Genomic DNA, 18,308 nt, shown 5'->3' with positions numbered 1-18,308 from the left:
CGCCCGCGTTCAGCGCGGCGCATTGGGCGAGGGGCGTCATTTCTTCAGCCAGGCCTCGAGCTGATCCGCCGGCATGGGCTTGGCGAACAGCCAGCCCTGGCCCTCGTGGCAGCCCAGGCCGATGAGGTACTGGCGCTGTTCCTCGGTCTCGATGCCTTCGGCGATGACGGTCAGCCCCAGGCCGTGCCCGAGGTTGACGACCATCTGCGCAATCGTGGAGCCCGCCGTCGAGGACTGCGCCTCATGCACGAAGGCCCGGTCGATCTTCAGCCGGTCCACCTGCAGCTGGCGCAGCTGGCTCAGAGACGAGAAGCCGGTGCCGAAGTCGTCGATGGCGACACCGAAACCCAGCCGCTTGATGTCGGCCAGCACGCGCAGCACGAGCTCGGCATCGTCCATGGCCATCGACTCGGTGATTTCGAGCTCCATGTGCCGGCCCTCGACGCCGGCATCCTTCAGCGCGCGCGACAGCATGTCGAGAAACCCCGGGTGGCGGAACTGCGCCATCGAGATGTTGACGGCCATGCGGAAATCGTCGTGCCCCAGCCGGCGCAGCTTGGCCAGCTGCTGGCAGGCCGTGCGCACGACGAATTCGCCGATGGGGATGATCAAGCCACTCTGCTCGGCCAGCGGAATGAACTGATCGGGCGCAACGAAGCGGCTCTCGGCCGTGCGCCAGCGCAGCAGCGCCTCGGCGCCGATGACGGCGCCGCTGGCCAGGTCCACCTGCGGCTGGTAGACGACGAAGAGCTGGCTCTCCTCGAAGCCGGTGCGCAGGCCCTTGAGCAGCTTGAAGCGCTCACGGGCATCGCTGCCCATGGCCGCGGAGAAATATTGGGATGACCCGCGCTGGTGCTGCTTGGCGCGCTTGAGCGCGATCTGTGCATCCAGCAGCAGCTCCGAGCCGACGGCCGTGGACTCGCCCAGCCGCACCAGCCCGGTGGTGGCCGACAGCTGCAGCCGCTCGCCGGCCACGACAAACGGCTCGGCGAAGACGACCCGCACGCTTTCCGGGCAGACCTTGGCATGCTCGCCCAGCACGCCGAAGGTGTCGGCGCCGACGCGGGCCATCGCGGTGCTCAGGCCCAATGTGTCGCCGAGCCGCTGCACGACGGCCTGCAGCACCTGGTCGCCGAAGTGGTGGCCGAAGGCATCGTTGATGTCGGAGAAATCGTCGATGTCGATCAGCGCCAGCGTGACGCCCTGCGGGTCCTTCAGGTTCTTGTCGAGCAGCTCGACGAAGCGGTTGCGGTTGGGCAGCCGCAGCAGCGGGTCGTTGTAGGCCTGGTCCAGCAGCTGGCTGTAGAGGATGACGTTTTCGAACCCGACGGCGATGTTGGAGCAGAACGCGCGCAGCAGCTGCTGGTCGAGCTCGCCGAGCTCGCGCCCCACATCCACCAGCGCCGCCATCGCGCGGCCCTGGCCGAGCCCGAAGTACAGCACCGTGCCGTCGTCGTAGAGGCTGTGCCGCTCCTGCAGGCAGCGCTCCAGCCGCTCCCGCACGGTGGGGACGCGCACCTGGGCCAGTGGCCGGTCGATGAGGCCGCTGTACTGACCGGCCGCCGCGACGATGCGCACCTCGCTCGCCGCCTCGCCGTCCACCTGGGCGCACACCAGCCCCTCGGGCAGGATGCCCAGCAGCGCACACAGCTGCGTGACCACGCCTTCGGCGAAGCGGCTCAGCCCGCGCATGCGCGACAACGAGGTGCTGCTCTCGACGATCATCTCCAGCCCGCGACGGTTGGCTTCCAGCGCGCAGATCTGGCGGTAGGAGCGCACGGCGGCGGTCAGCACCGTGTAGAGCCGCGTGCGCGTCAGCTCCGACTTGGTCTTGTAGTCGTTGATGTCATAGGCCTGCACCGTCTCGATCTCGGGGGCGTAGCCGGGCTGGCCGGTGCGCAGCACGATGCGCAGCGCGTTCAGGCGCAGCTCTTCGCGGATGTGGCGCACCAGTTGCAGGCCGGCGTCCTCGCTCTCCATGACGACGTCCAGCAGCACGACGGCGAGGCCGGCTTCGCTGGCCAGCATCTGACGGGCCTGGGCGGCCGACGTGGCGTGCAGGAAGACCAGCGGCTGCCCTTCGACCGTCAGGCCCTGCATGGCCAGTTCGGTCGCCTTGTGGACGTCACTGTCGTCATCGACGATCAGGATCCGCCAGGGGCGGTCTTGCAGACGGTGATCCAGGTCCCCATGCTCGGGCTCGTCGAGCAGTTCGAGCAGGTCGTCGTCAGCAGGCGCTGGTTTATGCATGAGGCGGGGGCGGCGCAGCGTGCCCGTCGGTCGGGACACGCAAGCGTAGTGCATCCGCTGCGCCGTCGCCATCGGGCTTGCGGGCAATAAGCCCGCCCCCGACGGTCAGCGCTTACCGGGTTTGCCCGGACGTCCGCCGGCCGAGCGCGGCCCGCTGGCGGCCCCGGTCACGCGCGGTGGCAGGCCGGTGTGCTGGGTCAGCAGGCGGCCCTGGCGCGGCACGGCCGACGGCTGCGGCGCCGGCTTGGCCGTCGTCGAGTTCTTGCGGCGCGCGCTCTCGTAGCTGCCGTCCGTTGCCGGCTGGTAGGTCGGGATCAGGTGGTGCTTGCCGTTGCCGATCAGGTCGGCACGGCCCATGGCCTTCAGCGCCTCGCGCAGCAGCGGCCAGTTGTTGGCGTCGTGGTAGCGCAGGAAGGCCTTGTGCAGCCGGCGGCGGCGCTCGCCTCGCACGATGTCGACCTTCTCGCCGCGTGTCTCGTCGCGGCTGATGCCCTTGAGCGGGTTGCGCCCCGAGTGGTACATCGCCGTGGCCGTGGCCATGGGGCTGGGGTAGAAGGTCTGCACCTGGTCGGCGCGGAAGCCGTTCTTCTTCAGCCAGATGGCGAGGTTCATCATGTCCTCGTCGCTGGTGCCGGGGTGGGCGGCGATGAAGTACGGGATCAGGTACTGCTTCTTGCCCGCCGCCGCACTCGCCGCCTCGAACATCTGCTTGAAGCGGTCATAGGTGCCGATGCCCGGCTTCATCATCTTGGACAGCGGCCCGCTCTCGGTGTGCTCGGGTGCGATCTTGAGGTAGCCGCCCACGTGGTGCGTGACCAGCTCCTTCACGTACTCGGGCGACTGCACGGCCAGGTCGTAGCGCAGGCCGGAGCCGATGAGGATCTTCTTGACGCCCGGCAGCGCGCGCGCACGGCGGTACATCTTGATCAGCGGGTCGTGGCTGGTGTTCAGGTTCGGGCAGATGCCCGGGTAGACGCAGCTGGGCTTGCGGCAGGCGGCCTCGATCTCGGGGCTCTTGCAGCCGATGCGGTACATGTTGGCCGTAGGGCCGCCCAGGTCCGACACGATGCCGGTGAAGCCCTTGACCTTGTCGCGCATCTCCTCGATCTCGCGGATCACGGAGTCTTCCGAGCGGCTCTGGATGATGCGGCCCTCGTGCTCGGTGATGGAGCAGAAGGTGCAGCCGCCGAAGCAGCCACGCATGATGTTCACGCTGAAGCGGATCATTTCCCAGGCCGGGATCTTGGTCGCGCCGTCGTGGCTGCCGTGCTCGTCGGCGTAGCTCGGGTGCGGCGCGCGGGCATAGGGCAGGTCGAAGACGTGGTCCATCTCCGGCGTGGACAGCGGCAGCGGCGGCGGGTTGATCCAGAGGTCGCGCTGGATGCCGTTGAAGTCGTAGCGTTGCACCAGCGCCCGCGCATTGCCGGGGTTGGTCTCCAGGTGCAGCACCCGGTTGGCGTGGGCGTAGAGCACCGGGTCGCTCTTCACCACCTCGTAGTCGGGCAGGCGCACGACGGTGCGCTCGCGTGGCGGCATGCTGATGCGGCCGGTCTTGTGGATGGTGATGGGCTTGGGCGCCGCCGCAGCTTCGGGCTCGGCGGTCGAGCAGGTGGTCTCCTGCTTGATCTCCTGGTAGGGGCTGATCAGCTCGTCGATTCGGCCGGGGCGGTCCACCTCGGTGGAGTCCAGCTCGAACCAGCCGTCCGCCGACGGGTCGCCGTCGCGCCGCATGAAGGCCGTGCCGCGCACGTCGGTCAGGCTTTCGATGGGCTCACGGCGGGCCAGCCGATGGGCGATCTCGACGATGGCGCGCTCGGCGTTGCCGTAGACCAGCAGGTCGGCCTTGCTGTCCACCAGCACGGAGCGGCGCACCTTGTCCTGCCAGTAGTCGTAGTGCGCAATGCGCCGCAGCGAGGCCTCGATGCCACCGATGACGATGGGCACGTCCTTGAACGCTTCCTGGCAGCGCTGCGTGTAGACCAGCGTCGCGCGGTCGGGGCGCTTGCCGCCCTGGCCGCCGGGCGTGTAGACGTCGTCACTGCGGATTTTCCGATCAGCCGTGTAGCGGTTGATCATGGAGTCCATGTTGCCCGCCGCGACGCCGAAGAACAGGTTGGGCTTGCCCAGCGCCTTGAAGGCGTCGGCGCTGTTCCAGTCCGGCTGCGCGATGATGCCGACGCGAAAGCCCTGCGCCTCCAGCGTGCGGCCGATGACGGCCATGCCGAAGCTCGGGTGGTCGACATAGGCATCGCCCGTGACGATGATGATGTCGCACGAATCCCAGCCGAGCTGCTCCATCTCCTGCCGGCTCATGGGCAGGAACGGGGCGGGGCCGAACCGCTTGGCCCAGAACGGGCGGTAGGCGGTCAGGGCCTTCGGGGCGGCGACAGGTAGGGCGGACATAAGACGGCGATTGTCGGTGGACGGCCCCCAGAAAGCACAAAGCCCGCGCAAGGCGCGGGCTCTAGGCGTGGAGCCGGGCGTGAATTACAGCGCGCGGATGTTCGAGGCCTGCAGGCCCTTGGGGCCCTGCTTCACTTCGAATTCGACCTGGGCGCCTTCAGCCAGCGTGCGGAAGCCGCCGTTGTTCTTGATTTCGCTGTGGTGAGCGAAGAGGTCCTTGCTGCCGTCGGCCGGGGTGATGAAGCCGTAGCCCTTGCCGTCGTCAAACCATTTGACGATGCCGGTCTGCTGGGTGCTCATGAAATTTCCTTGCAGTTGTCGTGCTGTGTGGCCCAGCCTGAAGAAGCTGCGCAAAACACAACAACCGCGGGAGGACCAACAAAAAAATGGCGCCATTGCCTGGCGCCTAGGCGTGGATTCTAGGGCCTGTTCACGGCCTGCCCCGTGGGCGTTTCCCTGAGCGAGCCGCTCGCCGGGCGTTCAGGCCGGCATCAGCATCGGCACGGCGACCGCTGCGTTGCGCGCCCGCGCACCGCCCTTGATGCGGCTCTCGTCGAACACTTCGCAAGCGCAATCCCGGCAGGCACCACAGGCCGTCGCCACCCGCAGGTCATCCTGCAGGGTCTCGAAATCCGGGCAGCCGCTGGACGCGGCAATCGCGATGTCGCGATCGGAGATACGGTGGCAGACACAGACAATCATGGGACGGAAGTCTAATGCGAATCTGTCTCATTTGCAAAAAGAGCGGTTTTGCTGAGGGGCTTTCGCTGGGGATACTCGCGCCTAACTTCACGAACCTGGAATTCCCATGCAAGGCGATCCACAAGTCCTCGTCCACCTGAACGCGCAGCTCAAGCTGGAACTGACGGCCATCAACCAGTATTTCCTGCACGCCCGCATGCTGAAGAACTGGGGCCTGATGAAGATGGCCAAGCACGAGTACGAGGAGTCCATCGAGGAGATGAAGCACGCCGACAAGCTCATCGAGCGCGTGCTGACGCTGGAGGGGCTGCCCAACCTGCAGGACCTCGGCAAGCTCTACATCGGCGAGAACGCCGTCGAGACGATGCGCTGCGACCTGATCATCGAGAAGGCCTCGCACCAGCACCTGAAGGACGCCGTCGCCTACTGCGAGCAAGTGCGTGATTACGTCTCCCGCGAGCTGTTCGTGCAGATCCTGGACGACACCGAGGAGCACATCGACCACCTCGAGACCCAGCTGGAGCTGGTCAACACGGTTGGCGAGCAGAACTATCTGCAGTCGCAGATGGGCGACGCGAGCTGAACCAGGCCAGGCCCGCCGCGACGGCGGACAGGGCGAGGCAGGTGGCCCCCGCCGCCTGCCAACCCGCACGTTCAACGATGCTGCCGATCAGCGGCGGCCCGAGCAGCGCGCCGGAGGCGCCGAACTGCGTGAGCCGGCCGCTGGCCAGGCTGAGGCGATCGGGGCTGCCGGCCACGCGCGGCAGCAGTGCAAAGACGAGGCTGGCAAACACGCCAGACGCAAGATTCGTCAGGACGGCCGCGACGGCCAGTTGCACGGGTGGCGCGCCGAACGCGAAAGCCAGCGGGTACAGCGCCCCCGACACCAGCAGACTCAACACCAGCGCGCGCGGCACGAAGCCCGGGCGCCGCGTGAGCCGTGCGCCGATGACGCTGGCCGGCACATTGGCCAGCGCGGCGGCAGCCGTCCAGGCACCCGCCTCAGCCAGTGGCAGCCCGGCACGCGTGAGCAGGCTGGGCATGAGCGCCAGCAGCCCCACTTCAGCGAGCGCGTAGACGCCGAACGACGCCACCAGCAGCCACAGCGGCGCCCCGGTCCGCTGCCGCAGGGCAGGTGTGGGCCCTGCGGGCGGCTGCGGGGCTGCACGCTCGGTGTGGGCCTGCATCGCCAGCAGACCCGCGGCGAGCGCCAGCCCGACCGCCACGCTCAGGCCCTGTGCCCAGCGCCAGTTGCTGAGCCCGGCCGCCTGCGCATAGGCAAACGCGCCGAAAGCCATGCCCACCGGCACGAAGGTGCTCCACAGCGTCATGGCCGCCGCCTGCCGCTGCGGCGGGGCCGCCGTGGCGATCAGCACCGGCGCCGCGACCACCGTGACGAGGTAGCCCAGGCTCTCGCACAGCCGCGCCACGGTCACCAGCGGCACCCCTTGCGCCAGCGCGGCCCCGCCCGCGCCCAGCGCCAGGGCGAGCATCGCGAACGCCAGCCCGCGCTGCAGGCCGAACCGGGGCAGATGACGGCCCGCCGCCCCCCCCAGCAGCGCCCCGCTCACCTCCAGCAGCGAGGTCAGCGCGGCCATGGCGGCCAGCCCGAGATGCAGGTCACGCGAGATCAGCGGCGCCAGCGCGGCGAGCTTGCCCAGCTGCGCGGCCGCGAAAACACCGCACAGGTAGTAGACGAAAATGCGCGGCCACGCCGTCATGATGCGGCCCGCCCCGGATGAACCACGCCCACTTGCCCGACACCCGCCAGATCGGCCGCAGCCTGCGGCTGTGGCGGTCGCTGCGGCGCCTCAAGCAGGAGGCGGTGGCGACCATGGTGGGCGTGTCGCAGACGACCGTGTCGCGCTGGGAGAGCGGGCAGCTGGCGCCGTCGCTGCACGAGCAGCAGGCCTTGCGCGCCCTGCTGGCGGCGCGCCTGGACAGTGCGGCCGACTTCGCGCTGGCGCGCATGGTGGCCGGCGCGGGCACGCCCATGCACCTGATCTGCGATTTCAGCCACCGGCTGCTGGCGCTGTCCCGCCCGCGCGAGCGGGTGTGCCGGGTGCCAGGCTCGACGCTGATCGGCCGCCCGCTGTGGTGCTACGCCACACCGCAGATCGTGGCGCATGAGGCGCGGCTGGACGAGCTGGGTTGGTACGAGCCCGGGCCGGCAGCCGTGGAGTTCGACACCGAGGCCGCCATCGACCAGGAGATGCCCATCGAGCGCAGCCGCATGCGGTGGGTGCGGTTGCAGCTGTCTGATGGCAGCTTCGTCAGGTTGACGGAGAACGTCGGCGCCTGAGCGGCCGAGGCGGGGCGGGAGGTGGTGGTCGTGGCGCACGGCGCCAATCTAGCGAGCGCCGGCTGCCGGGCACAAGGCATGAATTATTCCGACGTCGCGGCGCCACGGTGCGGCCTGGCTGTGGTGGCCTGCCGGCCCGCGTGCCCTGTCGCTGCCCAACGGCGACTGGCGTCTGTTGATGCAGCCTGTTGCCCGGAGCGTCGCCATGACACCCGCACCCCGCCGCCTGCACCCTGCCCTCCTGCCAGCCTCGCACGTGGCCGACCACGCCGCCGACGCCAACTCGTCACCGGATCGCCTGCCGGCGCCCGCCGACCCCAGCTTGCCGCAGCCCCTGCCACGCTGGGCCATCGAGGCCGCGCTGGACGCCGGCGGCCGGGGGTTCTACGGGCCCATGGCGGAGACGCGGCTCGTTGAGCGGCGCGGCCAGGGCTAACGCTCAGAGCGGCGTGGGCAGCGGCTCGCCCCGGGCGAGCGCCTCGACGTTGGCCACGAAGTTCATGACCGAGGCTTCGATGGACTGGGGCGACCAGCCGGCCACGTGCGGCGTGAGGATGACGTTGTCCAGCCCGACCAGCTCGGCCGGGGGGCGGGGTTCGCTTTCGTAGACGTCCAGCGCCGCGCCAGCGATGCGGCCGTCGCGCAAGGCCGCCGCCAGCGCGGCGGTATCGACGCAACTACCGCGGGCCACGTTGACGACATGGCCGCCACTGCCCAGCGCCGTCAGCACCTCGGCGTTGACGATGTGGCGCGTGGCGGCGCCGCCGGGCGTGGCGACGACGAGGTCGTCCGCCCAGGCGGCCAGGCGGGCCACGCTGTCGAAATAGACCGCCTCGCCTGCATCGGCGCGCGGCTGGCGGTTGTGATAGCCGATGACCATGCCGAAGGCGGCAGCGCGGCGGGCGATCTTCTGGCCGATGGCGCCCAGGCCGATGATGCCCAGCCGGCGGCGGTTGAAGTGCGGAAAGAGCGGCAGCGCGTCGCGCCAGATGCCGGCGCGCAGCGCCGCGCCCTGCTGCGGCAGCGCGCGCACGCTGGCCAGCAGCAGCGCGAGGGCGTGGTCGGCCACGCAGTCGTCGTTGGTGCCGGCCCCGTTGCACACGGCCACGCCGCGCGCGCGGGCGGCGGCCAGGTCGAGGTTTTCATGGCCGACACCCAGCGCCGCCAGCAGGCGCAGGCGCGGCAGCGCGGCGATCTCGTCGGCCTTAAAGCCCACGGTGCCATTGGTCAGCACCAGGTCGATCTCATCGGCCCGCGTGGCGATGGCGGCGGCGCGCGTCGCCGGGTCCGGCGCGTCGATGACGCGAAAGCGTTCCAGCAGCAGGGGTTTGTGTTCGGCGGCGATCGGGATCAGAAGCAACAGCGTGAGCATGGCGGGAGCAGGTCAGGGACAGAATGCGCCCATCATGGCCGAACCCACCTACTTCGCGACGCCCGAGGACTTCCGCGCCTGGCTGGCCGACCATGCCGACAGCGCCAAAGAACTGCTGGTGGGCTATCACAAGGTGGGCTCCGGCGTGCCCAGCATGACCTGGCCGCAGTCGGTGGACGAGGCACTGTGCGTGGGCTGGATCGACGGCGTGCGCCGCCGCGTCGACGAGCACCGCTACACCATCCGTTTCACGCCACGTCGTGCCGGCTCCATCTGGAGCGCCGTCAACGTCGCCCGGGTGGCCGCGCTGACCGAGGCCGGCCGCATGCAGCCGAAAGGCCTGGCCGCTTTCGGCCAGCGCACGGCCGCACGAACGGCCGTCTACACGCACGAGCAGAGCGGCGAACCCGAGCTGACGCCGGCGATGGCGCGGCGCTTCACGGCCGACCAGGCCGCGCTGGCCTGGTTCGAGACCCAGCCGCCCGGCTGGAAACGCAAGATGCTGCGCTGGTGCCTGGCCGCCAAGCAGGACGTCACGCGCGAGAAGCGGCTGGATCAGGTGATGGCCGCGGCGGCCAGCGGCGAGCGGCTGTTTCCCTGAACCCACGGGGCCCGCGCCGAAACGGGGTGCGGAAAGAGATGGGGCCGCCCGAGCGCCCACAATCGCGCCACTTCAAATTGGCTCGTCCCTCTGATGAAACGACTCCTGTTGCCCCTGCTGCTGGCCGCGACCTTCGCGCACGCGGCCGACGAAACCCCGCTCGACGCACTGCCCTACACGCCCAGCCTGGATGTCGCGGCCATGGACCGCAGCGCCGACCCCTGCGACGACCTCTACCGCTTCGCCTGCGGCGCGTGGAGCAAGTCCAACCCCATCCCGGCCGACCAGTCCCGCTGGTCCGTCTACGCCAAGATGGCCAACGAGAACCAGCGCTACCTGTGGGGCGTGCTGAACAAGCTCGGCGACGCCGGCAGCGAGCGCAGCGCCACGCAGGCCAAGCTGGGCGACTACTTCGCCAGTTGCATGGACGAGGGGGCCGCGCAGGCCGCCGGCCTGAAGGGGCTGCAGCCGCTGCTCGCGCACATCGACGCCCTCAAGGACAAGCGCGAGCTGCCCGCGCTGCTGGCCGAGCTGCAGCTGGCCGCCGGCAACGAGCGGCTGTTCTTCGGCTTCAGCGCCGGTCAGGACTTCGCCGACGCCACGCGCCAGATCGCCTTTGCCTACGCCGGCGGCCTGGGCCTGCCGGACCGCGACTACTACCTCAAGCGCGACGCCAAGACGCTGAAGATCCGCACGGCCTATGAGGCGCATGTGGCGCAGCTGTTCACGCTGCTGGGCGACGCGCCCGCCGCAGCCCGCGCGGCCGCGCGCAACGTGCTGGCGACGGAGACGGCGCTGGCGCGGGCGTCGCTCAGCAAGGTCGACAAGCGCGACCCGTACAAGACCTTCCACGTCGTCGACGCTGCAGGCCTCAAGGCCTTGATGCCCGGCTTCGACTGGGCCGGCTATCAGGCGGCGCTGGGCACCGCGCCCTGGCATGCGCGCTACAACGTCACCGAGCCGGCGTTCTTCAAGGCGCTGGGCAAGCGCCTGCAGGCCATGAGCCTGAGCGACGTGAAGACCTATCTGCGCTGGCAGCTCGCCAGCAGCCTGAGCCCCGCGCTGGACGACGGCTTCGTGCAGGCCAACTTCGACTTCTACGGCCGCACGCTGACCGGCACGCCCCAGCTCAAGGCGCGCTGGAAGCGCTGCGTGCAGCTGGTCGACGTGCAGCTGGGCGAGGCGCTGGGCCAGGAGTTCGTGGCGCGCAACTTCACGCCCGAACTCAAGGCCGCGACGGTGCAGATGACCGACGAGATCGAGGCCGCGATGGCGCGCTCCATCGACAGCCTCGCGTGGATGAGCCCGCCGACCAAGGCGCGCGCGCACGAGAAGCTCAAGGCTATCGTCAACAAGGTCGGCTACCCCGAGCGCTGGCGCGACTACACGGCCTTCGACGTGCGCCGTGGCGACTTCCTCGGCAACGTCATGCGCGGCAACGCATTCGAGGCGCGGCGCCGCCTGGCCAAGATCGGCCAACCGCTGGACCGCGGCGAGTGGAGCATGACGCCGCAGACCGTCAACGCCTACTACGACGCGCAGATGAACGACATCAACTTCCCGGCCGGCGTGCTGCAGCCACCGCTGTACGACACGAAGATGGACGAGGCGCCCAACTACGGCAACACGGGCGGCACCATCGGCCATGAGCTCACGCACGGCTTCGACGACGAGGGCCGGCAGTTCGACGCGCAGGGCAACCTGAAGAGCTGGTGGACGAAGAAGGACGGCCAGGAGTTCGAGAAGCGCGCGGCCTGCGTCGTGAACCAGTACGCCGGCTACACCGTCGTCGACGACATCAAGATCAACGCCCGCCTCACGCTGGGCGAAGACCTGGCGGACCTGGGCGGCCTCATCCTCGCGTGGGAGGCGTGGAAGGCGCACATGCAGGGCAAGCCGGGCGAGAGCCGTGACGGCCTGACGCCGGAGCAGCGCTTCTTCGTCGGCTTCGCGCAATGGGACTGCGCCGATGCCCGCCCCGAGGCGCTGCGCGTGCAGGCCAAGGTGGACCCGCACTCGCCGGCCCGCTGGCGCATCAACGGCGTCGTCGTCAACATGCCCGAGTTCGAGCAGGCCTTCGCGTGCAAGCCGGGCGCCAAGCTCGTGAAGCCCGCCGGGCAGCACTGCAAGGTCTGGTGACGGCGCGGCGCGGGCCGCGGGTTCAGCCCCGGCCCGTGGCCAGCACGAAGTCGGGGTGGATGTCGCGTTCGCCGTGGCGCGGGAACGCGATGCGCACCGCGTCCGTCGCGCTGGCGATGACCAGCCCCCAGCCGAAACGCCGCACGCGCACGCGCTGGCCCGGCTCGAACGCCGGCCCCTGCGCCTTGGACAACGGGCTGGCCGGCGCGGCGGGCTGCGTGTCTTGGGCCAGCAGCCGCTCGAAGCGGGCGCAGCTGTCGCAATGGCCGCAGCGCGCAGCGCCGTCGTCCAGCGCCTCGCCGAAATGCGCGAGCACGCCGGCCCAGCGGCAGCTGCCGGCCTTGGCATAGAGCACCATGGCCGCGAGGCCATCGCGGTCGTGCTGCTGGCGCTGCTGCGCGGCGGCCTGGGCGGCGTCGATGACGGCATCGGCCCCGCGGCGCGTGGCCGGGCGCAGGCCGGTGGCGTCGCGCCCACCCACGGCGCGGATGGCGCGCACCGAGCGCAACGTGGCCAGCACCTGATCCAGCCGGCGCTGCGGCAGCCGGGCCCACTCGGCCAGTGCGGCGGGCAACCAACCGCCCTGCGGCGTGTGGCTGACGAGCGCCTGCCAGACGCTGCCCAGCTCTTCGCGCGTCGGCGCCTGGCCACCCGCAAAGAACTGCTGCAGCGCGCGGTCGCCTTCGCGGAACAGCAGCACGCAGTCGGCCGGCTCGCCATCGCGGCCCGCGCGGCCGCATTCCTGCACATAGGCCTCGATGCTGGCCGGCATCTGCGCATGCAGCACGAGGCGGATGTCGGGCTTGTCGATGCCCATGCCGAACGCATTGGTGGCCACCATGACGCGGTGCTCGTTGCGCATGAAGGCCTCTTGCGCCGCGCTGCGCTCGGCCGCCGGCAGCTTGCCGTGGTACAGGCCCGCGGCGATGTCGGCGCCGCGCAGTTGCTGGTGCAGCGCGGTGGCCTCGCGCACGGTGGCGCAGTAGACGATGGCACTGCCCGGCCGGTCGCTCAGGCCCTGCAGATGCCGCTGGATGCAGGCGCGGCGCTCGGCCTCGGTCTGCGGCAGCTCCACCGCCAGCCGCAGGTTGGGCCGGTAGACGCCGTGGCTGAGGATGCCGTCGCGCGGGATGCCCAGCGCCTGGGCAATGTCGCGCTGCACCGGCAGCGGCGCGGTGGCCGTCAGGGCCAGCACGGGCGGGCGGCCGAGCGCGCGGCGGGCGTCGCGCAGCGCGCCGAACGCGGGGCGGAAGTCGTGCCCCCATTGCGAGATGCAGTGCGCCTCGTCCACCACCAGCAGGCTCACGCGCTGCTCCTGCAGCAGGCCCAGCGTGCGCGCGTCGGCCAGGCGCTCGGGCGTCGTGAACACGATGCGTACGGCGCCGCGCGTCAGCAGCGCCTCGTTCTCTAGGCGGCGGTTGGCGTCCAGCGCCGAGTGCAGCTGCACGGCCGCAATGCCCCGCTCGTTGAGCGTGTCGCATTGGTCTTTCATCAGTGCGATGAGCGGCGAGATGACGACCGTCAGCGCGTCGCCCAGCACGGCAGGCAGCTGATAGCACAGCGACTTGCCGGCGCCGGTGGGCATGACGGCCAGCGTGCTGTGGCCCTGCAGCACCCGGGCGATGACCTCGCCCTGGCCCGGCCGCAGCGTGCGCAGGCCGAACACCCGCTTCAGCGTGCCGCGCAGGCGGGCCGGCGTGACGGGCTGGCGCGGCGGCAGCTGTTCTGCCGGCGGTGCGGGGCGGGGCGAGTCTTCGCGCGGGCCGGCGCGGCCCGGCCAGGTGGCGGCGGCGCTCATGCGCCCGCCCCACGGCGGCAGGCCAGCACGCGGGTCACGCGGTCCAGCACCTCGGGCGCCCAGCCCATGCCGATGTGGCTGGCCTGCACCTCGATGTCGCGCGCCAACGGCCATGCGCGGTCATGCGTGCAGGCCTGCCAGGCGACGATGCCGTCGCGGCGGCTGTAGAGCGATACCGTCGGCACCGGCGGCGGCTCGGCCAGGCGCTCGCGCAGCGCGGCATGCTCCTGCGCGCGGCGGCCGTTGAGCAGGCGGAACAGCCAGCCCACATGGGTGTCGTCCACGCTGCCGGCGAACGGCGTGCCGATGGTGATGACGTGCTGAACGCGGTCGGGCCAGCGCTTGGCCAGCTCGCGGGCGTAGAAGCCGCCCAGGCTCCAGCCGACGAGACTGACCTCGCGCGACGGCGCCACGCGCTCATGCACGGCCTCGGCGAGGCGATCCAGCCATTCGTCCACATCGCCCTTGGGCCCGGAGTTGAGCCCCTGGCCCCAGTCCAGCGCACGGTAGCCGGCGCGCTCCAGGTGACGGCGCAGCGGCCACAGCGTCGCGCCGTCGGTGCCCAGGCCGGGGAACAGCACCACCGTGCGGCCCTCGCCGAGCGGCTCGGGCGCGGTGCGCCATCGGGCCAACGCCTGCAGCGCCTCCAGCACGGCACGCGCCGGCTCCGTGGCCAGCAGCGACAGCGCCGGCCGGCGGTGCGGCGCGGCGGGCGGGGCGATCAGGGGGAGTGACGATGGGGAGGTCATGGCCGTGCGGCAGAGCCGTGCAGGGGTCGAAAGGTGCGTCGATGCTGGCGCCACGCCTGGCCCGGCGGTGCCAGCGTGGCGCCACAGCGGCTGTAGGACAAACGGTGTCGCTGCGCAGCCTCCCGGGGGACAATGCCGGCATGGCCAAGTCCGCACCCCGCCTCAGCCCCGAAGAGATCAAGCGCGTCATCGCGACGGCCTGGGAAGACAAGCCGCCCTATGGCCAGGTGTTGCGCGAGCACGGCATCGGCCACGGCGAGCTGGTCGCGCTGCTCAAGCGCGAGCTGACACCGGCCGCCTACAAGCTCTGGGCCGCGCGGGGCAAGACGGTCAAGGGACCGACGTCCAAGGCGACCTGGCCGCACGGCCGCTGAACGCCCGGCGCCGGCCGCTCGGCGCCCCACTACACGTGCTGTTGCACGGCGTCGACAACGGCGCCGTGTGCCTGCCTGCGCCCGTCGCTGCAGGGGCATCCAGCCAATCGGGCCCTAACCCCGGAGCGCTCACGGGCTTTCCCGAGGCGCCGATGCCCAAAGCGGCATCGACAGGGCCAAAAATGTGATTAGTCGCGGATCAGTCGGCCCCATAGCATGAAATGAACCCCAGCTCACAGGCCCGTCAGAGGCATTGAGAAGCTGCAGCGGTTGGCCGTTCGTCCTCATAACGATTCCGGAGACAAGATGAAGAAACCAGCCCTGGTGCTGCCACGCGCAGGCACCGTGACGCCGCGCTTTGCTCTGCGCCTGACGACGGCAGCGGCCATCGCCGCGTTGTCCGCCACGGCCCTCGCGCAGGAGGCCAAGCCCGAGAGCCAGCTGGAAACGGTGACTGTCACCGGCGTGAAGGCGTCGCTGACCAAGAGCCTGGCGATCAAGCGTACGAGCGACCAGGTGGTGGAGTCGGTGGTGGCCGAGGACATCGGCAAGCTGCCCGACAACAACGTCGTCGAGGCGCTGCAGCGCGTGACGGGCATTCAGGTCACCAACCGTGGCGGCGGCGAGGTCGGCGCCCTGTCCATCCGTGGCATGCCCGACGTGGCCACCACCTGGAACGGCCGCAACATCTTCACGGCCTCCGGCACACAGGTGCAACTGCAGGACATCCCGTCGACGCTGGTGCGCCAGATCGACGTCTTCAAGACGCGCGACGCCAGCCAGCTCGAAAACGGCATTGCCGGCCAGATCGACGTGAAGTCGCTGCGGCCATTCGATTTCAAGGGTGCGAAGCTCTCGCTGTCGGTGCGGGAAACCTATCTGCAGCCCGCCGACAAGGCGAACCCGCAGCTGAGTGTGCTGGCCAGCAATCGCTGGAAGACCGGCTTCGGCGACGTCGGCGCGCTCGTCAACGTGTCGGTCAACCGGACGAACTACCGCGACGAGAGCGTGACGCCCGGCGCGATGGTGCCGTTCGTCAGCGCCACAGCCGGCCAGATTCCGGCGGGCTATGTACCGTTGGAGCGCATCTTCGACACCAACGTCTGGACGCCGGGCACCTACACCGGCCTGTCGCAGGCCGCCGGTGCCACGCTGAACTTCAACGGCACGGCCTACCCCTACTACCTGTCGCGCGACGCGATCTTCCAAGCCGACGGCCAGGGCAAGCGCGAGCGCCCGTCCGCCAACGTCGCCCTGCAGTGGCAGCCGAGCGACAGCGCCGTCTACACGTTCGAGGCGATGTACAACGGGTATCGCAACAAGTACTTCAACCAGCTGCTGTTCAGCTTCGTCGACTGGTGGGGCGACATCGGCAGCAACCCCAGCGCGACGTTCACCACCTACCCGGGTACCAACGTCATGAAGACGCGGACGGTCCCCAAGGTCTACGGCTTCAACAGCGGTGACTACACCACCTCGGCCACCGACTCCTTCGTCTACGCGCTGAACGGCAAGTGGAACCTGAGCGACCGGCTGCGCCTAGAAGGTGACGTGTCTTACCAGACCAGCAAGTACCACTCGGAATTCACCGCCACCCGGATCGATCGCGTGGCCGACTCCATCAGCGTCGACTTCAATTCCGGCGGCGGCAACTCGTCGTTCCATTTCGACGACGATGCCAAGCTGACCCAAGCGTCGCAGTGGAACGTGGCGCAGTTCTACGACAACGCCAACCGCAATGAGGGCAGCGCTGCGACGGCCAGCCTGTCGGGCCTGTACGACGTGGACTGGGGCGTGGTGAAGACGATCCATTTCGGCGCGCGCCTCGATGACCGCAAGGCGTCCGAAGCGAGCCGCACGCAATCGGGGTCTCTGGGCAAGAACCTGTCCGAGCTGGATGCGAAGTACCAGTACGTCAACTCGGGCTTCGGCAACGACATTTCGAGCGTTCCGCGTTCATGGATGGACGTCAATGGCTACGCCGTCCGCGACAACATCGACGAATGGCGCAAGATGTACGCCGCCGTCAGTCCGGGCTTCCTGACGACGGACCAGCTGTACCTGCAGAAGACCTTCGACGTCGACGAGAAGACGGCGAACCTGTATGTGATGGCGGACACCGACACCGAGTTGTTCGGCCATCGCCTGCGCGGCAACTTCGGTGTGCGCTATGTGCAGGTCAACACCCGCATGACGGCATACAAGGTCGACGCCACCACCAAGGCGGTGACGCCGACGAATGGCGAGAAGACGGCCCGCAAGTTCCTGCCCAGCCTGACATTGCGCTACGAGCCGGTCAGGGATGTCCTGCTGCGCTTCAATTACGGCGAAACGCTGCGCCGTCCGGGGTTCGGTGACCTGAACCCCATCGTGATCCCCACCGAGGACGTCTCCAAGGTCGGCTACGGTGGCGGCAGCGGCGGCAACCCCGACCTGGAGCCGACCCGCTCCAAGAACCTCGACCTGACGGGCGAGTGGTATTTCCAGAAGGACAGCGCGCTGTACGGCACCTTGTTCCAGCGCAGGATCGACGGCCTGGTCGTACCGCTGCGTCGCCGCATTCACCTGTCGGCGGCTGACGATCCGTTCCGCAATTCCACGTCGGGCGGCGATCACACCAACGGTTATGACTACGTCATCAGCTCGCCGGTCAATGCGTCCGACGGCAAGATCAGCGGCCTGGAGCTGGGCGCGATCTACTTCCCCAAGGGCTTGCCGTCGCTCCTCGACGGGCTGGGCTTCCAGGGCAGCGTGACGCGGCTGACTTCGTCGCAGAACGTGCCGACGGCCAACGATGCCGGCCAGATCGTCGCGCAGCAGGAGACGGAGTTCTTCGGCGTGTCCAAGCTGTCGTGGAACGCGACGCTGGCCTACGAGAAGGGGCCGATCGGCGCGCGGCTGTCTTATGTCCGGCGCTCGGCCTTTCTGGCTTCCAACGAGGCTGCGCTGTTCGCCAACCCGATCGGCATCTGGCGTCGCCCGGAAAAGAGCATCGACTTCCAGCTGACCTACAACATCAGCAAGGACATGTCGGTTGACTTCAGCGGCGTCAACCTGACGAACGAAATGCAGCAGCAGTACTACCACTTCGGCAACGCGGGCAGCCCGGACACGACCAACTTCGGCACGTTCCAGATCGGCCGCTCGTTCTCGCTCGGCTTCCGCTGGAAACTTTGACCGCCGCGCCGGCGGCCGACGCCGTGACGCGGCATTGATGCTCGTTCGGGCGCTGTACGTGCTCACGCGGGTTGCGCCCCCTTGGCAATTGGGCGGCGCGCCGGTCATGCTCAGCCGCCCCGAGTTCGACTGGGAATGCCGCGGCTTCCTTGTCAATGAGGGGCCGTCGATGCCGCAGCGGCATGGTCGCGTCTTCAGCAGCTATTCAGTCAGCGCCACGGACGAGAACTACGCGATGGGCCTGCTGTGGAACCCCGACCGCCACACCTTCGTGAAGCCGCTGCGCTGGAACGCCGATGGCCTGCCGCTGTTCGGGCAGTCCTCGCGTCGGGATTGATATCTAAACGGATATCGAAGTGATGCGGAAATTGATTGGATTGCAATCTCACCGCCCCCTAGCATGCCGACCGCATGGCGCGCCCGCGCGGGCTGCCAGAACGA

Annotated in this window: 16 protein-coding genes; 8 read left to right on the top strand and 8 right to left on the bottom strand. The window is 69.4% G+C overall.

Features of this window, described 5'->3' with window-relative positions; all coding sequences use genetic code 11:
- Positions 1–36: 36 nt before the first annotated feature.
- The 4 genes from ACG00X_RS20980 to ACG00X_RS20965 form a co-directional block, all read right to left on the bottom strand.
- Entirely contained in the window at positions 37–2,250 is a 2,214-nt protein-coding gene (locus tag ACG00X_RS20980) for a putative bifunctional diguanylate cyclase/phosphodiesterase (protein ID WP_394491180.1), read from the bottom strand.
- Positions 2,251–2,355: 105 nt separating this feature from the next.
- Entirely contained in the window at positions 2,356–4,653 is a 2,298-nt protein-coding gene (locus ACG00X_RS20975) for a YgiQ family radical SAM protein (RefSeq protein ID WP_394491178.1), read from the bottom strand.
- A gap of 84 nt (positions 4,654–4,737) precedes the next feature.
- The gene (locus ACG00X_RS20970) at positions 4,738–4,953 is read right to left on the bottom strand and encodes a cold-shock protein (protein WP_394491176.1); all 216 of its coding nucleotides are present in this window, start codon (positions 4,951–4,953) and stop codon (positions 4,738–4,740) included.
- A 180-nt stretch (positions 4,954–5,133) separates the two neighbouring features.
- Positions 5,134–5,355, bottom strand: a complete 222-nt coding sequence (locus tag ACG00X_RS20965; RefSeq protein ID WP_394491174.1) for a (2Fe-2S)-binding protein — start codon at positions 5,353–5,355, stop codon at positions 5,134–5,136.
- A 106-nt stretch (positions 5,356–5,461) separates the two neighbouring features.
- On the opposite strand from ACG00X_RS20965, the gene bfr reads away from it, so the two are divergent.
- Positions 5,462–5,938: a bacterioferritin gene (gene bfr / locus ACG00X_RS20960; protein WP_394491172.1), complete on the top strand. Its 477-nt coding sequence runs from the start codon at positions 5,462–5,464 to the stop codon at positions 5,936–5,938.
- Here the strand turns inward: bfr and ACG00X_RS20955 are convergent.
- On the bottom strand, positions 5,883–7,076 hold the full coding sequence (locus ACG00X_RS20955) for an MFS transporter (RefSeq protein ID WP_394491170.1): 1,194 nt from the start codon (positions 7,074–7,076) through the stop codon (positions 5,883–5,885). The two genes, bfr and ACG00X_RS20955, sit on opposite strands and share 56 nt — an antisense overlap.
- Before the next feature lie 17 nt (positions 7,077–7,093).
- Here ACG00X_RS20955 and ACG00X_RS20950 point away from each other — a divergent pair, with 17 nt between their 5' ends.
- Both ACG00X_RS20950 and ACG00X_RS20945 read left to right on the top strand, forming a co-directional pair.
- Positions 7,094–7,657: a helix-turn-helix transcriptional regulator gene (locus ACG00X_RS20950; RefSeq protein ID WP_394491168.1), complete on the top strand. Its 564-nt coding sequence runs from the start codon at positions 7,094–7,096 to the stop codon at positions 7,655–7,657.
- A gap of 205 nt (positions 7,658–7,862) precedes the next feature.
- On the top strand, positions 7,863–8,093 hold the full coding sequence (locus ACG00X_RS20945; protein WP_394491166.1) for a hypothetical protein: 231 nt from the start codon (positions 7,863–7,865) through the stop codon (positions 8,091–8,093).
- Between the two features lie 3 nt (positions 8,094–8,096).
- On the opposite strand, the gene ACG00X_RS20940 is transcribed toward ACG00X_RS20945, so the two are convergent.
- A complete protein-coding gene (locus ACG00X_RS20940) occupies positions 8,097–9,029 on the bottom strand; it encodes an NAD(P)-dependent oxidoreductase (RefSeq protein ID WP_394491164.1) in 933 nt (310 codons plus the stop codon).
- A gap of 34 nt (positions 9,030–9,063) precedes the next feature.
- Here ACG00X_RS20940 and ACG00X_RS20935 point away from each other — a divergent pair, with 34 nt between their 5' ends.
- Both ACG00X_RS20935 and ACG00X_RS20930 read left to right on the top strand, forming a co-directional pair.
- Complete coding sequence (locus tag ACG00X_RS20935; protein ID WP_394491162.1) at positions 9,064–9,630, top strand: YdeI/OmpD-associated family protein; 567 nt, start codon at positions 9,064–9,066, stop codon at positions 9,628–9,630.
- Between the two features lie 93 nt (positions 9,631–9,723).
- Positions 9,724–11,769: a M13 family metallopeptidase gene (locus tag ACG00X_RS20930; RefSeq protein ID WP_394491160.1), complete on the top strand. Its 2,046-nt coding sequence runs from the start codon at positions 9,724–9,726 to the stop codon at positions 11,767–11,769.
- A 22-nt stretch (positions 11,770–11,791) separates the two neighbouring features.
- On the opposite strand, the gene ACG00X_RS20925 is transcribed toward ACG00X_RS20930, so the two are convergent.
- Both ACG00X_RS20925 and ACG00X_RS20920 read right to left on the bottom strand, forming a co-directional pair.
- Entirely contained in the window at positions 11,792–13,567 is a 1,776-nt protein-coding gene (locus ACG00X_RS20925; RefSeq protein ID WP_394491158.1) for a RecQ family ATP-dependent DNA helicase, read from the bottom strand.
- Positions 13,564–14,316 (bottom strand): esterase/lipase family protein, encoded by a 753-nt coding sequence (locus ACG00X_RS20920; protein ID WP_394491156.1) that lies wholly within the window; start codon positions 14,314–14,316, stop codon positions 13,564–13,566. Before ACG00X_RS20920 ends, ACG00X_RS20925 begins: the two co-directional genes overlap by 4 nt.
- A 140-nt stretch (positions 14,317–14,456) precedes the next feature.
- Here ACG00X_RS20920 and ACG00X_RS20915 point away from each other — a divergent pair, with 140 nt between their 5' ends.
- The 3 genes from ACG00X_RS20915 to ACG00X_RS20905 all read left to right on the top strand — a co-directional run bounded on the left by ACG00X_RS20915 (position 14,457) and on the right by ACG00X_RS20905 (position 18,204).
- Positions 14,457–14,690: a DUF2805 domain-containing protein gene (locus ACG00X_RS20915; RefSeq protein WP_394491154.1), complete on the top strand. Its 234-nt coding sequence runs from the start codon at positions 14,457–14,459 to the stop codon at positions 14,688–14,690.
- A gap of 306 nt (positions 14,691–14,996) precedes the next feature.
- Positions 14,997–17,867, top strand: coding sequence for a TonB-dependent receptor (locus tag ACG00X_RS20910; RefSeq protein WP_394491152.1), 2,871 nt, complete (start codon positions 14,997–14,999; stop codon positions 17,865–17,867).
- Between the two features lie 106 nt (positions 17,868–17,973).
- Positions 17,974–18,204: a glycoside hydrolase family protein gene (locus ACG00X_RS20905; protein ID WP_394491150.1), complete on the top strand. Its 231-nt coding sequence runs from the start codon at positions 17,974–17,976 to the stop codon at positions 18,202–18,204.
- The last annotated feature ends 104 nt before the right edge of the window (positions 18,205–18,308 follow it).

The organism is Pelomonas nitida, assembly GCF_043555975.1.
Taxonomy (GTDB): Bacteria; Pseudomonadota; Gammaproteobacteria; order Burkholderiales; family Burkholderiaceae_C; genus Pelomonas; species Pelomonas nitida.
This window is presented reverse-complemented; position numbering and strand designations above follow the sequence as displayed.